Below are 13581 nucleotides of genomic sequence, written 5' to 3'. Positions count from 1 at the left end.
CAGCTGCCCCGTGGCATTCCAGGTGACGGATGCTCACTCGTTCTCATTCGAGGTGGCCGAGTCGCGGCGGGTCATGCCGTGAGCCGACACTGCGCAACCCTGCAGGGGTGAATCCTTTGGCGGTGGTCGCGCCTCTCATGGATGTGCGGACAACAGCGTCGGCACAGGAACCGGAGGTTTGTCGTGATCATTGGTGCCGTCATCGTCGCGGCTGTGCTCATCTGTGCGTGTGCTGTCATCGTGCGGCGTCGTCGGGGGCGATCGCATGGCTGACTTCACATGGCCCGGCGAACAGTTGATCGTCGCGGCGCAGAAGGGCGACGTCGAGGCCGCAGCCGCTCTGGTGTCGGGCTCGCACCCGCATGTGCAGCGGTTCGCGTACTCCTTGTGCGCCTCTCCCCAGGATGCCGAGGACGCCGCACAGGAAGCGCTGATCATCCTGTACCGAAAGATCGGAATGCTGCGGGCCTCCGGGGCGCTGGCGTCGTGGATGTTCCGCATTGTGCGCAACGAGTGCCTGCGGCGGGCGCGGCTGATGCTGCACAGTCACGGACCGGTCCCGGACACCGTCATGCCGTCCTTCGAGGACGAGGTGTTGCAGCGTCTGGAAGCAGGCCGGGTGGCGACGGCGATCGCCGGCCTGCCCGCCGACCAACGACGTGTGCTGATCATGCGCGACATCCAGGGCTACAGCGGGCGGATGGTCGCCGATGCGCTCGGCCTCAGCACCGCCGCAATGAAGTCGAGGCTGCACCGCGCCCGCACAACGGTTCGTCAGACATTGCAGGAAACGCCTGATTCACGCCCGGGAGCCAGTCATGACTGACCATCAGAGCTTCGCCAGTACGTCGCTGCCCCGGCACTTGGTGCGCGGCGCGCTGGGTTTCGGCGCCTTGACCGGTTCGGTCCTGCTCATCCCGGCAGTCGGGCCGGCCGGGCTGCTGCTCGCACCAGTGGGTCTGCTCGCGTTGCGCGGGTGTCCCATGTGCTGGACGATCGGGCTGCTGCAGACCATCTCGAAGGGCCGGCTACGGCGTTCGTGCGTGGACGGCCGCTGCGAGCTGTCCGTCGCCCAGCACATCCGGTCGCACGGAGACGACATCAGGCAGCCCCGAGCATCAGAACCGCACAGCGTCCCACGTCGCGAACCCGTCGCGCCGGGCCGGTAAGCGACAAACCGGCCGCCGCCCACGGCGCAACGCCACCTACTCGGCGCCATGCCGGAAGCTGTTGGCCCTTCCGGCCCAAGCCAGAAGGGCCAGCGGTCGGGTAGTTGAGCCAGTCGTCCATCACGATGCCGACGTACCCGTACGCGTACCGGGGCCCAGGTCCGTCACCCACTGTCCGCCGACGGCACCTGGGACTGTCTGCTCGCGTCAACGACTGCACCCAGTTCGAACCCGTCATGCAAGGGACGACGCCCCCGTACCCGGCCCGACCGCGTCGCCGCGGACAAGGGCTGCTCGGCCCGGAAGATCCGCGCCTGCATCCGCAGACGCGGTATCGCGGCGACGGTCCCGGAACGGATCGACCAGATCAACGGACGCCTGCGGCGCGGGGGGAGAGCCTGTGCCGGCTGGACGGGCCCCAACCAGCACGCCGAGCATGCTGCCGGGGCGGCAGGCGGAGACCAGGCCTCAGTCAGGCAGCCCCCAGAAAGATCCATTCAGGCCGACCTCGGCGAAGTAGGCGGTGGCGGAGGCGAGGTCGCGGCGGGTGTAGCCCGGTTCGAGGCGTCCGGTGTACCAGTCGCGGGCGAGGCGCCACAGGGTGCCAAGCAACGGTGTCCAGGGTGCACCTGTACCAGGTCCGGGGGCTTGAACGCTCGTGCGGCACAACTGGGACATGACGTCTTCCAGGGAACGAGCTGCCTACCGGCGGGTTCCCGGGCTCGGGCTGGAGGCCATGGACGCCCGCTTCGAGCACTACGCGTATCCGATGCACGCCCGTGGCGCGTGCTCCTTCGGAGTCACCGACGACGGCGCCCAGTCGTTCGTGTGCAGGGGAGAGCGGCACGTCAGCGCAGCCGGACTGGTCATGATCGACCGGACCGGCCGGGTGGCACGGACCACCAGGATCCCGGTGTCGGACGCGCCGATGATGCACGACTTCGCTCTCACCAGGAAGTACGTGGTGATTGTCGACGTGCCGATCACCTTCGACCTGGCGGCCGCCGAGGCGGGCACACCCGTGCCGTACATCTGGAACCCGAAGCACCCGATGCGAGTGGGGGTGATGCCGCGGACCGGCGGCGCCACCCGCTGGTTCGATATCGATCCGGTGCTCTACTCGAACAGGCTCAACGCCTACGACCACGGCGACACCGTCGTCATGGAACTCACCACCATGCCCGCGCCGTTCTACGCCGCGGGTCGGGGCAACGGCGGGCCCTCTGCGACCGGCACACCCGCGCTCGACCGCTGGACCATAGACCTGCGCGCGGGCCGCGTCCGCAGCACTTGCGAGGTGTCATCTCGTGGACGGTGGCGGCTCGCCGATTCCAGCCCAATGTCCCCAGGACGCACAGTACTTGGGCCATGCGTGCCGGTGGGCGGGCTCGACGACGGAGGTGTCCACCCGGACCAGGGTCATGTGATCGGTCGGACAAACCCTGGTTGATCCAGATCGGGTGTCTGTTGACGCCCTCGCAGTAAGCCGTGATGGCATCCAACTTCTTGCCCTTGCCCGCGTCGTACTCACTGTCTGCCACCTCGTTCACTTCCAGCAGCGGCATTTGTTTGTTCGAGGGGCTGGGTTCTTGCTCAACTCTTGTAGCGCTGTCACGTTGAGTGATTCTCGTCGCTTTCGATAATTCAAGAGGGGTGGAGTGCAGGCGCCCGTATGATCGCGAACGGGATGGGGCTCGTAGCGCAGTGGTCGTCGCGCCTTCACCGCGTGTGGGAGGACGCCGGTTCGAATCCGGTCGGCCCCATCCCGCCCGAGCAACCACGGTTCTGGCTCGCGGCGCTCAGGACGTCAACTGCTCGTTCAGTCGCTTCAACAGGTGCCGCCGGAACGCCAGAGGTTCAAGGGCTGAGCCGGGAAGAGTGATCCGGAGGAGGAAGTGGCGTCCGGTTTCCCGTCCTTCGCCTGCTTCAGGACGACGAGGACCTGCCACAGGGCGTCAATCTCCCACGCGGGCACTGCTCGCGCAGAATGCAGAAAAGCCAGTGGCCTCGGTGTGACAGCCCTGCAGTACCTGCACGGTTTCGACCTGAGTTGCGACCCGCGGCGCCCCGGGCTCGTGAGACATGGACGGGGCATCGCCTGGTGCCGATCGATCAAGGAAATCAGCGACGAGTTCAGCCGATGGCAGGCGAACTGCGCCGTCTACGATTCCGACCCTGAGCTCTGGCGGCAGTCCGTGTTGAGGCGGGCCCGGTCCTTTATCGAGGCCGAGAGGGCCAGTAGCCGACAGGAAGGCGAATGATCACTCCTGGTGCGCCAGTCAGGATCGGAGCCAGGCGACGAGAGGGGCAGCTGTGACGGTGCCGAGGGAGACGAGGGCGCGCTTTCAGCTCCGCGTGACCGTGGACGACGGCGTCGAGATCCCCGCGCCCGGCGACGGCGAGGTATGGACAGTCGGGGCAGTCATCCTCAACCAGGACGGCAGAGCTTTCGCTCAGAAGCGCGGCCCTGACAGGCGGCTCTTCCCCGACTGCTGGGACATCGTCGGAGGCCACGTCGAGCCCGGTGAATCCCTGCTGGACACCCTCGCCCGCGAGATAGAAGAGGAGACGGGCTGGCGCCTGCGCCGCGTCCGACACCTCCTCGGGATCACTACCTGGACGGGTGATGACGGGGGTGGAACGCGACACGAGGCCGACTATCTCGTCGAGGTCCAGGGCGATCTGGACCACCCCGCCCTGGAATGGTCCAAGCACACCGCCTACGACTGGTTCGGCATCGACGACCTCCCCCGCCTCAAGGAGAACCGAGCCCCCGGCGAGTACCTCATCCACGACATGATCGCGAAGGTTGTAGAAGATGGCCCGGACACGGCCCAGGTGTGTTGACCCGCAGGGTTGTTGACGCGGCTGATCGGGGCTCGGATGTGTGGTGCTGCCGGCCGATGGCCAAGTCGAACTGCAAGGTGAAGGGCAGTGAGAGCACCTCCTGTGCCTCGCCGAGAAGTCCGGTGCGAGCAATGGCCGGTGCTCGGCGAGGCTCTCGAAGCCGTGCATTCGGCCGGTTGCGCGCGGGTGGCGCAGGCCGGGCCGGGGCGGCCGCTCGTGCGGTCATGCCAACCATGGGCGGCACGCCTCATGCCCCGGCGACTCCGTCGATTCGCTCTCGGATCAGATCGGCATGGCCGTTGTGCCTTGCGTACTCCTCGATCATGTGGACCAGGATCCAGCGCAGTGACACTCCATGGTCGCCTACATGGGCGGCTTCCTGTTCAGGCAGGCGACCGGAGTCGTCCAGTGACGCGGCGGCAATGAACTCACGGCCTCGTGCGACTTCCTCCTGCCAGACAGCCGTCGCCTCGTCGAGTCCACGGTCCGGATGAAGGGCAAAGCCATCGGCATTGCTCTCCCCGAAGACCGGAGGCACGTCCCGGCCCGTGAACACGCGCTGGAACCAGTTGCGTTCCACCTCGGCCATGTGCTGGACGAGGCCCAGCAGCGTCATCGACGACGGTGCCGCCGAGGCCAGTCGTAGCTGAGCGTCTTCGAGGCCCGAGCACTTGAGGGCGAGTGTCGCACGGTGAAAGTCGAGCCATGCTTCCAGCATGGCGCGCTCATCAGCATGCGGGGGCGGGATGGGCCGTCCATCCGGTGTCGTTTCCATGACTGCACCTTGGCAGAAACGGCTATGACGTACCACCGTCTTCGCCGGCCGCGACGTTCGAGCACAGTGTGCGGCGAATGGCTCTGCGGCTGGTTGGCGTAGCAGCCGTCCTTCCAGGGCGTCGCGGACCGGCAAGGAGTCAGCCGTGCGGTGCAGGCGACTGCTCGGGCAGGGGGCGGTCGTCGATGACGTTCTTCATGACGAGGGTGGAGGTCAGGCGCTGGACCCCGGGCAGCCGGGCGAGCTGCTGGTCGTAGAGCTGCTGGAAGGCGGCCAGGTCGGCGGTGGCCACGCGCAGGAGGTAGTCGGGTTCGCCGAACAACCGTTGGGCCTGGAGTACGTGCGGGACGGCGGTCACGGCCTCTTCGAAGGACGTGACGGTGTCAGCGTCCTCCCAGCGCAGAGTGGCGAAGACGAGGGCTTCGAAGTTCAGGCCGACGGCGGCCGGGTCGACCACGGCGCGGTAACCGCGGATCGCCCCCTCGCGTTCGAGGTCCCGTACGCGGCGGTGGCAGGGCGAGACGCTGAGCTGCACGCGGGCGGCCAGCTCGGTGACCGTGAGACGGCCGTCGAGCTGTAGCTCGGTAAGAATCTTCCGATCCAGGGCATCCATGGAGAAGATTCTCCCTCACATAACGCGATCATGGGGTAAATGCGCAAACACTTTCGGGCATATCCGACCTAGCCTTCCCTCTCAAAGCAAGAAATGAGAGGGAACGACAGATGGACACGACGACGCTGGCGGCCTTCCTGGCAGTGGATCTGCTGCTGGTGTTCACCCCGGGCGCCGACTGGGCCTACGCCATCTCCGCCGGCCTGCGCGACCGCTCGGTCGTCCCGGCGGTCGCCGGGCTGATCGCCGGGTACGCCGGGTACACACTCCTCGCGGTCGCGGGCCTGGTGGTGATCGTGGCGAGCTCCCCGGTCGTACTCACCGCGCTGACCGTGGCCGGGGCCGGATATCTGGTGTGGCTGGGCTGGAGTGTGCTCCGGCGGCCGGCCGCGCTGGCTGCCCCCGGGGAGGCGATGGATTCCTCCCGCGCGCAGATCATGCTCAAAGGGGCCGGGATAAGCGGTCTGAACCCGAAGGCGCTGCTGCTGTACTTCTCGCTGTTCCCGCAGTTCATCGACACCGCGGCCGGCTGGCCGGTCGCCGCACAGACCGGCTTGCTCGGCGCGCTCCACATGACGGCCTGCGCGCTGGTCTACCTCGCCGTCGGCGTCCTTGCCCGTACCCTCCTGAAGACCCGGCCCTCGGCTGCCCGGGCGGTCACGCGGGCATCCGGTGCCATGATGATCGTCATCGGCGGGTTCCTGCTGGTGGAGCGCCTGGCCGGCTGACGAACCACCCCGCTCCACTCGATGACGAACCACCCCGCTCCACTCGATACGGACACGAAGGAGAGCACGTACGTGGAAGACCAGACGCAGCAGGAACAGGCGAGCCCCGCGGTCCAGAAGCGCGTCCAGGACAGCTTCGACCAGCAGGGCCTCATGACCCACCTCGGCGCGCGCCTCGCCCACATCGGCCCCGGCCGCGTACACATCGAACTCCCGGCCCGTCCCGAGGTGACCCAACAGCACGGCTACGTCCACGCCGGGGCCACCAGCGCCATCGCGGACAGCGCCGGTGGCTACGCGGCGCTCACACTGCTCTCCGAGGACGCCGAGGTCCTCACCGTCGAGTACAAGATCAACCTCCTGGCGCCCGCCGCCGGGGACCGTCTTGAGGCGATCGGCACCGTTCTGAAGTCCGGACGCACCCTGACCGTGCGCCAGTTGGAGGTGTACGGCGTCCAGGACGGCGGCGAGCGGAAGCTCGTCGCCAACGGACAGCAGACGCTGATCCGCGTGAACAGGCCCGCCGAGTGAGCCCGCAGCCGTCTCTGCCGTCCTGGCTGACGTGGTGGCAGCGTCCCTTTCCCGACTCCAACACCCTGCTGCTCCACGGACGGCAGCCGGCCCTGGTCGACACCGGCTTCGTGGCCCATGCCGAGGAGACCGCCGCCTGGGCCCGCGCCCACGCCGGGACCGTCGACCTGGTCGTGAACACCCACTGGCACTCCGACCACGTCGGCGGCAACGCTCTCCTCCAGGCGGGCGGCGTCGGCATCGCCGCCGGGGCACCCGAGGCGGAGGCGATCTCTCGCAGGGACCCGGGCTGCTGTGCGGCCGAGTACCTCGACCAGCCCGTGGCTCCGTACACGGTCGACGTCCCCCTCGAAGACGGGCAGGCCCTCCGCCTCGGGGAGACGGACTGGGAGGTCATACGAACACCCGGCCACACCCCGGGCCATCTGGCCCTGTGGCAGCCGGAGGAGCGGCTCCTCGTGGTCGGGGACGCGCTGTCGGACTATGACGTCGGCTGGGTCAACCTCGCACTCGACGGGCTCGACGCGGCCGCCACCGCGCTCGCCTCCCTCAAGCGGCTGGCCGACCTCGCCCCGCGAGTGATCCTCCCCTCTCACGGCCCGATCCCCACCGACCCCGACGCCGCCCTCGCCGCGGCCCTGCGCCGGGCCCAGCGCCTCGTCGACGACCCGGACGGAGCGGTCTGGTACGGCGCCCGCCGGATTTTCGCCTTCGCCCTGATGATCCGCGACGGCATCCCAGCTGCCGGGGTCGAGCCCTACTTGCACGCCCGGGCCTGGCTGACCGACGCCGCACGGCTCCTGGACGTGACCCCTGAGGTACTCGCCGCCGAGTTGGTCACGACCATGCTCCGCAGCGGCGCGCTCGTCCTGCGCGACGGGCTCCTGCATGCTGCCGCCGAGCACGCCACGGTCGACGGGACCGCCCTGCGCGTGCCGTACCCACGTGCCTGGCCGGCGGTGGCACCCGGGTAAGAGCGGCGCGAAGGGGCGGGGGCCACAGGGGCATCCTCGCCCCCCTGGTGAGGAGTCAGGCCAGGGCGAGCCGGCCGAGGAGCCGGACCGGCGATACAGCCCAGGTGCAGTCCGGTCGGCGAGAAGGTCTTGGACATGCTGCCGGTGGAGGTGCAGCGTTCGTCCAGCCCGGGCAGCCGATCGCTGCAGCCCATCGCCGCCCGGGAGGGGGAGCGGCCTCGCCACCGTCCGTATCGCACTGGTCATGTCGAGTCGGAGCTGTTCGACGGGGTACAGGTCCTGGCCGAAGCTGTGGCCTGCGTCAGCGCCCCACGGCGACCAGTCCACTCCCGTAGGCGAGGACGACCGCCTGGACCTGGTCGCGTAGCTGGAGTTTGCCGAGGATGCGGGAGACGTGGGTCCTCACAGTGGTCTCGGACAGGTGGAGGCGGGCGGCCAGTTCGGTGTTGCCCAGGCGGACGGCACCGACCAGGTGTTCCGGGGTGACGTCCTTGAGCAGGAACCCGCTGGCGCCGGCGGACAGGGCCTCGCGGACGAGGTCGTCGAGGTCGAAGGTCGTCAGCGTGATCACTCGGGGCGCCGGTGCGCCGTCGGGGCAGTCGCCCAGAATGCGGCGGGTGGCCTCCAGGCCGTCGGTTCGGGCATACGGATGTTCATGAGGACCACGTCGGGGCGGGTGCGGTGCACGGCGTCCACCGCCTCGACGCCATTGGCCGCATCGGCGACGACATAGATGCCGTCCGCCGTCGGGGTCGTGCGGAAGCCGGTGCGGACGAGCGCCTGGTCGTCGGCGACCACGTGATCATCCTGGTCGACTCAGGCATCCAAGCCGCTGGAGACATAAGCGATTTGACGGTCGCGCATCATCGGCTCACCAGGCCCGGTGCGGTGAACCCGGCAAAAGTGGCCGCAGGCTGCCGCATCGTCTCGGCCGAACGCACCGGCCGGCAGACCACCTTCCTCGGACGAGGAGGCGGCGTATCGCCCCTCGATACCGCCTGGGCTGTCGGTCACCTCGATGTAGAACCCCCAGGGCTTCTCGACCGGCGGAGGCGTCCGCGGGGACGCGGCCCAGCCCGCTACCCAGGTCCTGACCGTGTTCGCAACCATCAAGCCCTCCCGAATCAGCGACCGCATCGCCGATTGAGTAATGGTCAGCTATTCATGTCGCATGTTACGTCGCTGTGCGGCGTGTGACATCTGCTCGCGCTGCGGTCCTTCTTGTCGCATGGGTTGAGCTGGGAGAACGCTGTTCGGGGCCTGCGGCCAGCGGCTTGACTCCGCTCGTCAGCGCCCGGCTGATTGCTCAGCTGTGGGAGCCGGCGATGGTGATGAGGCGCGCTATGTCCTCGACGTTGGTGGCAAGTCTGGAGGTGGCCACCCGGATGCGAGGTGGCCCCGGCTTGGGATAGGAGGAGTTGCCGCGGTGGACGAGTACGCCATTGATGGCGAGGAAGCGGATGGCTGCCTCCTCGTCGAGGACAGGGATCCACAGGCACAGGCCGTCTTCCGCAGTCGTCGTCACGCCGCGGTTGGTGAGCGCGTCGGCCAACGCGGTGCGGCGGGCAGCGTAGACGTGAGCAGCGTGCGCTATCCGCGTACAGAACCGTAGCGAGCCGGAAACGCTGTCCCGGTGCTGCGCCCGTGGCATGGCGGGGCCGCCTCAACGGGACCGAGGTGAGGTGCTGGTGGCCCTCGGACGAGTTGAAACGCGATGAAGCGGAGGGCGACCGTGATCGCGTCCGGACGCGGAACGTACGATCGCTCGGTGAGCAGGCCTGGGAGGGCACAGTGGGATATTTCGAAGGCTTCGACGCGGCCGGGTTCTGGGACGATTCGGCGTACGCGCTGGAGGAGTACGTGGAGGAGGCTCCGCCCACGCAGGAACTGATCGCGTCGGTGGAGGAGGAACTCGGCGGGTACCGCCTGCCCGCCTCCTACATCGCGCTGATGACCGCGCACAACGGCGGTGTTCCGACCCGGGACCACTTCCCCATGACCGAGCCGACCACCTGGGCCGACGACCACATCGTGATCACCGGCATCAGGGGCATCGGACGGACAAGGCCGCAATCGCTCGGCGGCGAGTACGGCAGTCGGTTCTGGAGCGACATGTGGGAGTACCCCGAGATCGGTGTCTACTTCGCCGACACACCATCGGCCGGCCACGACATGCTCGCCCTCGACTACCGCGCCTGCGGCAAACACGGTGAGCCGACCGTGGTCCATGTCGACCAGGAGGACGACTTCGCGATCACCTTGGTCGCGGAGAACTTCGAGGCTTTCGTCACGGGTCTGGTCGACGGGTCCGTCTACGACACCGCGGAGGAGGACCGGATCGCCGCCCTGGCCACGGTGCGCGACGGCAGCTTCTCCCCGGTGCTGCTGCGCGCTTTCCGCGAGGTCGCTGAGGTTCTGCCCGACGCGGACCGGCGAATGCGGGCACTCGCGGAGGCCGTCGTGCACGACAAGGGGTTCTTCGCCCTGCACGCCGATGCGCGCTCCACGCTGATGTACGACTACCTGTTCTGGTTGTACACCAGCTTCAACCAGGTCGGATCCTTCGACCGGTACGTAAGGACGCCTCCGCAGTACGAGCGTTCCTACGCGCTGCCGGACTATGAGCTCATGATCGTCTTCGGTCTCGTGGCCGACCCCTACGACTTTTCCACCGGTGGATACGCTCCCGGCTTCCTCGAAGATTGGTGGAACTCCCGTGTCGCCTCGGGCCGCATCTCCGGGACCGCCGACGGCTATCGGATGACGGATGCCGCTGTCACCGCGTTGCTCGACGAACTCGCCACCGTGGTCGGCGACCGGTAGCCCGTACTCGTCAGGCGACGGCGTCTGAACGAACCGTCGTGTGTCCGCATCTCACCACGTCACTCTGCGCGCCCACGTTCCGAGCAGAGACCCTGGAGCGGGTGAGAGCTTTGCCGGCCGCCGACGTCTCCGTAGATGTTGACGACTACGGGCAGAGCCCCAACCCTCGGCGCGCCGCAGAACCCCTGACGCAATCCCCGGTACACCTCACACGCTCTCGGCTCGTGGACCTGTCGCGTATGCCAACGGCGGTGCGATCGCCCGTACGTCCGCCTGCTCATCCACCCACAGTCCGATGTACAGCGCCGCTGTCGCCTCCAGCAGTCCGGCGCGTTCCAGCCCGCCACAGGCACCGGCGCGCATCCCATGTCCCGCACCAGTTCGTATACCCGTGTGAGTGCGGCCTCGTCGTCCCCGCAGACCGGAACCGCGAGGGGCTGACCGTCGAAGAGCGGCGGGGTCATCCGCCACACGTCCTCGTGACAGAGGTTGAACGCCTTGACGACCTGCGCGCCGGGTGCCGCCGCGGCGAGGCGGCCCGCCGCCGAGGGGCCCCCTTCGGTCAGCAGCCGGAAGCCGGGCCCGACCGGATTGGCGCAGTCGAGCAGGACCTTCCCGCTCAGCGCCGCCTGGAGCTCCTTGACGACGTCTGCCCCCGCCCCGTACGGCAGCGCGACCAGTACCACCTCACCGAAGTCCGCCGCCGCATGCAGGGTCCCATGTCCCGCACCGCCGCCGATGCGCGTCGCGAGCCGCGGGGCCTTCAGTTCGTCCCGGCCTCCGACGAACACCTCGTGCCGGGCCCGCCCCCATCTGGGTCCTGCGGGACGGTCCCAGGCGACCCGGCGAACTCCGCGAGCGCATCGGCGGCATCAGCCCCAAGGTTTTGACCGAGACGCTGCGGCGGCTGGAGTTCAACGGTCTGGTGGAACGACATGCCTATGCAGAAGCGCCGCGCCGTGTGGAGTACGAACTCACCGCTCTCGGGCGGACGTTGCTCGGCCCGATTGACGCATTCGGCGCCTGGGCCTTTGAGCACGGCGATGAGGTCATGGCTGCCCGGGACCGAAACGACGGGTGAGTCCAGCCCGCGACCTCCACCTGACACGCTGTCATCACAACGAGATCGAGCGTTCCCGGACCGGACGCCGAGCTTGCGCTCGATGGTGGCGGAGCTGGTGACTTCGATCCTGTCGAGGAAGCCGGAGCGGTGCAGGACGCCCGTGCCGGCGCAGTTCGCGGCAGGTCCCCGACGCTGGTTGCGGGCCGGATACGGATGCGCAAGTTGTGCTGTCACAACGCGTGCATGTCGATGCTTCTGATCATGACCTCACACCTGCCCTGGCGGGGCGGGGCGGGGCGGGCGCGATCGCGCCGCAGCGGGCGGCTTGATCCAGCGGCAGGCCGCGAGGTAGGGGCAGCACCCTTGCGACACCGCGTGGCATCACATGGTGCAGGGTGGCACCGTTCGATGCTGTCTGGCGCCACTCGGCGCCATTTCGCGCCCCAAGAGACGCATGTGCACGCATGGCGCCACAATGACTCAGGTCGCTATCGCCATGTTTCCGCAGGTCGGAGGGGTCATTGCCGGGCTGACCCCGAGCGTGGCGCTACAGAGACTTGCACGGGGTGCCATCGTGATGCCATCATGGCGTCATGGACCTCACGCCGTATGTCGACACCCTCCGCCGCGAACTCGCGGTGGCCGCCGAAGCCGGCGGGAAAGATGCCCGCGAGCTGGCCGAGCGGCTCACTGCTCCTCTGGAGTCGGCGACCCGTCTGACCATGCTCAATGTGCTCTCCGCCGCGATGGACGAGATCACCCGCGAACTCGCCCCCGGCTCGGTCGACGTACGACTGCGCGGGCTCGACCCCGACTTCGTGGTGACGCCGCCGCCTGCCGACGTCAGTCCCATGGAGGTGGCAGCCGCGCCCGTCGAGCCGCTCAAGGCGCAGGCGCCCGCCGACGGCGACGAGGGTGGCACCGCCCGCGTCAACCTGCGACTTCCGGCCCACCTCAAGGCGCGCGCCGAGGAGGCCGCGAGCCGCGAGGGCCTGTCGGTCAACGCGTGGCTGGTGCGGGCCGTGTCGGCCGCGGTCAATGGCGGCACGCGGCCGCGTACGACGGAGAAGACCCACACCATCGGTCAGAGCATCACGGGCTGGGTCCGCTAGCCGCGCCCCGCCCGCCTCACCCGCCCCACTTCACCCACACCACGTCCCACCAGCGGGGACGCCCCGAAGACCCAAGAGGACGGTACGGCCATGCCTTCTTTCGACACTCCCGAAGCGATCTCCGCCACCGTGCACGTGGAAGCCGGCTCCGTCCGGTTCTCCGCCGGTGACCGTCTCGACACCCTCGTCGACGTGCGGCCCCGCGACCCCAAGAAGGACCAGGACGCGCGGACGGCCGAGCAGACCGAGGTCACGTACGCGAGCGGCGTACTGACCGTCAGGACGCCCAAGCCCAATCTGTTCGGCCGCACCGGCACCGTCGACGTGACGGTCGAACTGCCCACGGGCTCGCGCATCGACATGACCGGCGCCTGGGCCCAGGTGCTGGGCGAGGGCCGGCTCGGAGAGGTGCGTGTGAAGACCTCGTCCGGCGATGTGCGCCTCGACGCCACCGGGCCGCTGCACCTGAAGGCGTCACACGGGTCCATCACCGTCGACCGTGTCGAGGGCGCGGCCGAGATCACCACCAGCTCCGGCAGTCTGCGCGTCGGCACCGTGGACGGCTCTGCCGTCCTGAAGAACTCGCACGGCACCACGACCGTCGGTGCCGCGACCGGCGAGCTGCGGGTGAGCGGCGCCAACGGGGACATCGACATCGCGCGTGCCGAGGACTCGGTCACCGCCACCACCGCCCACGGCACCCTGCGCGTGGGCGAAGTGGCTCGCGGCACCGTCCAGTTGGAGACCTCCTACGGCGCCATCGAGGTCGGCATTCGCGAGGGCACGGCCGCCTGGCTCGACGCCAGCTCGGGCTCCGGCCAGGTGCGCAACACGCTCACCGCGTCCGAGGCCCCGGAGAAGACCGAGGACACCGTCAAGGTCCGCGCCCGCACTCGGTACGGCAACATCGACGTCCGCCGCGCCCGGGTCTGAGCAACGACCCCGC

The 13581-nt window shown here is 68.6% G+C and carries 14 protein-coding genes, 1 tRNA gene and 4 pseudogenes; 13 read left to right on the top strand and 6 right to left on the bottom strand.

All coding sequences use genetic code 11. The features are described 5' to 3' along the window. Positions 1 to 265: 265 nt before the first annotated feature. The 3 genes and pseudogenes from OG978_RS03470 to OG978_RS48220 form a co-directional block, all read left to right on the top strand. Positions 266 to 826 carry an RNA polymerase sigma factor gene (locus tag OG978_RS03470; RefSeq protein WP_326763733.1) on the top strand — a complete coding sequence of 187 codons (561 nt, stop codon included), beginning with the start codon at positions 266 to 268 and terminating at the stop codon, positions 824 to 826. Then, the gene (locus tag OG978_RS03465; RefSeq protein WP_326763732.1) at positions 819 to 1169 is read left to right on the top strand and encodes a hypothetical protein; all 351 of its coding nucleotides are present in this window, start codon (positions 819 to 821) and stop codon (positions 1167 to 1169) included. The genes OG978_RS03470 and OG978_RS03465 overlap by 8 nt, the downstream gene beginning before the upstream one ends. Positions 1170 to 1366: 197 nt before the next feature. Continuing rightward, positions 1367 to 1603 (top strand): annotated as a pseudogene (locus OG978_RS48220) (hypothetical protein); the annotation flags it as partial. A gap of 34 nt (positions 1604 to 1637) precedes the next feature. Here OG978_RS48220 and OG978_RS03455 read toward each other — a convergent pair. After that, positions 1638 to 1781, bottom strand: a complete 144-nt coding sequence (locus OG978_RS03455) for a hypothetical protein (RefSeq protein WP_326763731.1) — start codon at positions 1779 to 1781, stop codon at positions 1638 to 1640. Between the two features lie 64 nt (positions 1782 to 1845). Between OG978_RS03455 and OG978_RS03450 the strand changes: the two genes are divergently transcribed. The 3 genes from OG978_RS03450 to OG978_RS03440 all read left to right on the top strand — a co-directional run bounded on the left by OG978_RS03450 (position 1846) and on the right by OG978_RS03440 (position 4016). Then, positions 1846 to 2619 (top strand): carotenoid oxygenase family protein, encoded by a 774-nt coding sequence (locus tag OG978_RS03450; protein ID WP_326763730.1) that lies wholly within the window; start codon positions 1846 to 1848, stop codon positions 2617 to 2619. Positions 2620 to 2858: 239 nt separating this feature from the next. Continuing rightward, positions 2859 to 2932 (top strand) — tRNA-OTHER (locus OG978_RS03445). Positions 2933 to 3524: 592 nt separating this feature from the next. After that, complete coding sequence (locus OG978_RS03440) at positions 3525 to 4016, top strand: NUDIX hydrolase (protein ID WP_442817649.1); 492 nt, start codon at positions 3525 to 3527, stop codon at positions 4014 to 4016. 247 nt (positions 4017 to 4263) lie between these two features. On the opposite strand, the gene OG978_RS03435 is transcribed toward OG978_RS03440, so the two are convergent. Then, positions 4264 to 4791, bottom strand: coding sequence for a DinB family protein (locus OG978_RS03435; RefSeq protein WP_326763729.1), 528 nt, complete (start codon positions 4789 to 4791; stop codon positions 4264 to 4266). Positions 4792 to 4930: 139 nt separating this feature from the next. After that, positions 4931 to 5404 (bottom strand): Lrp/AsnC family transcriptional regulator, encoded by a 474-nt coding sequence (locus OG978_RS03430; RefSeq protein ID WP_326763728.1) that lies wholly within the window; start codon positions 5402 to 5404, stop codon positions 4931 to 4933. A 110-nt stretch (positions 5405 to 5514) separates the two neighbouring features. On the opposite strand from OG978_RS03430, the gene OG978_RS03425 reads away from it, so the two are divergent. From OG978_RS03425 to OG978_RS03415, 3 genes are all read left to right on the top strand, one after another. After that, positions 5515 to 6132 carry a LysE family translocator gene (locus OG978_RS03425; protein ID WP_326763727.1) on the top strand — a complete coding sequence of 206 codons (618 nt, stop codon included), beginning with the start codon at positions 5515 to 5517 and terminating at the stop codon, positions 6130 to 6132. Positions 6133 to 6204: 72 nt separating this feature from the next. Then, positions 6205 to 6663: a PaaI family thioesterase gene (locus OG978_RS03420; RefSeq protein WP_326763726.1), complete on the top strand. Its 459-nt coding sequence runs from the start codon at positions 6205 to 6207 to the stop codon at positions 6661 to 6663. Then, positions 6660 to 7637: an MBL fold metallo-hydrolase gene (locus OG978_RS03415; protein ID WP_326763725.1), complete on the top strand. Its 978-nt coding sequence runs from the start codon at positions 6660 to 6662 to the stop codon at positions 7635 to 7637. Before OG978_RS03420 ends, OG978_RS03415 begins: the two co-directional genes overlap by 4 nt. Before the next feature lie 301 nt (positions 7638 to 7938). On the opposite strand, the pseudogene OG978_RS03410 reads toward OG978_RS03415, so the two are convergent. Beyond that, positions 7939 to 8435 (bottom strand): annotated as a pseudogene (locus OG978_RS03410) (response regulator). Positions 8436 to 8943: 508 nt separating this feature from the next. Continuing rightward, positions 8944 to 9288, bottom strand: coding sequence for a hypothetical protein (locus OG978_RS03405; protein ID WP_326763724.1), 345 nt, complete (start codon positions 9286 to 9288; stop codon positions 8944 to 8946). Positions 9289 to 9428: 140 nt separating this feature from the next. Here OG978_RS03405 and OG978_RS03400 point away from each other — a divergent pair, with 140 nt between their 5' ends. Further along, on the top strand, positions 9429 to 10460 hold the full coding sequence (locus OG978_RS03400; RefSeq protein ID WP_326763723.1) for an SMI1/KNR4 family protein: 1032 nt from the start codon (positions 9429 to 9431) through the stop codon (positions 10458 to 10460). 207 nt (positions 10461 to 10667) lie between these two features. Here OG978_RS03400 and OG978_RS03395 read toward each other — a convergent pair. Next, a pseudogene (locus tag OG978_RS03395) lies at positions 10668 to 11251 on the bottom strand (NADPH-dependent F420 reductase). 20 nt (positions 11252 to 11271) lie between these two features. Between OG978_RS03395 and OG978_RS03390 the strand changes: the two are divergent. The 3 genes and pseudogenes from OG978_RS03390 to OG978_RS03380 all read left to right on the top strand — a co-directional run. Next, positions 11272 to 11541, top strand: a pseudogene (locus tag OG978_RS03390) (winged helix-turn-helix transcriptional regulator); the annotation flags it as partial. Between the two features lie 575 nt (positions 11542 to 12116). Continuing rightward, positions 12117 to 12635 (top strand): toxin-antitoxin system HicB family antitoxin, encoded by a 519-nt coding sequence (locus OG978_RS03385; protein WP_326763722.1) that lies wholly within the window; start codon positions 12117 to 12119, stop codon positions 12633 to 12635. Between the two features lie 90 nt (positions 12636 to 12725). Continuing rightward, entirely contained in the window at positions 12726 to 13568 is an 843-nt protein-coding gene (locus OG978_RS03380; protein WP_326763721.1) for a DUF4097 family beta strand repeat-containing protein, read from the top strand. The last annotated feature ends 13 nt before the right edge of the window (positions 13569 to 13581 follow it).

Source organism: Streptomyces sp. NBC_01591 (assembly GCF_035918155.1).
Classification (GTDB): domain Bacteria; phylum Actinomycetota; class Actinomycetes; order Streptomycetales; family Streptomycetaceae; genus Streptomyces.
Note: the sequence above shows the minus strand (reverse complement) of the source record. Positions and strands in the feature narration are given on the sequence as shown.

Excerpts from the sequence above, each read along its gene's own strand:
- OG978_RS03470 (WP_326763733.1), top strand. The coding sequence starts at position 266 with ATGGCTGACTTCACATGGCCCGGCGAACAGTTGATCGTCGCGGCGCAG.
- OG978_RS03465 (WP_326763732.1), top strand. The coding sequence starts at position 819 with ATGACTGACCATCAGAGCTTCGCCAGTACGTCGCTGCCCCGGCACTTG.
- OG978_RS03450 (WP_326763730.1), top strand. The coding sequence starts at position 1,846 with ATGACGTCTTCCAGGGAACGAGCTGCCTACCGGCGGGTTCCCGGGCTC.
- OG978_RS03435 (WP_326763729.1), bottom strand. The coding sequence starts at position 4,791 with ATGGAAACGACACCGGATGGACGGCCCATCCCGCCCCCGCATGCTGAT.
- OG978_RS03430 (WP_326763728.1), bottom strand. The coding sequence starts at position 5,404 with ATGGATGCCCTGGATCGGAAGATTCTTACCGAGCTACAGCTCGACGGC.
- OG978_RS03425 (WP_326763727.1), top strand. The coding sequence starts at position 5,515 with ATGGACACGACGACGCTGGCGGCCTTCCTGGCAGTGGATCTGCTGCTG.
- OG978_RS03405 (WP_326763724.1), bottom strand. The coding sequence starts at position 9,288 with ATGCCACGGGCGCAGCACCGGGACAGCGTTTCCGGCTCGCTACGGTTC.
- OG978_RS03385 (WP_326763722.1), top strand. The coding sequence starts at position 12,117 with ATGGACCTCACGCCGTATGTCGACACCCTCCGCCGCGAACTCGCGGTG.
- OG978_RS03380 (WP_326763721.1), top strand. The coding sequence starts at position 12,726 with ATGCCTTCTTTCGACACTCCCGAAGCGATCTCCGCCACCGTGCACGTG.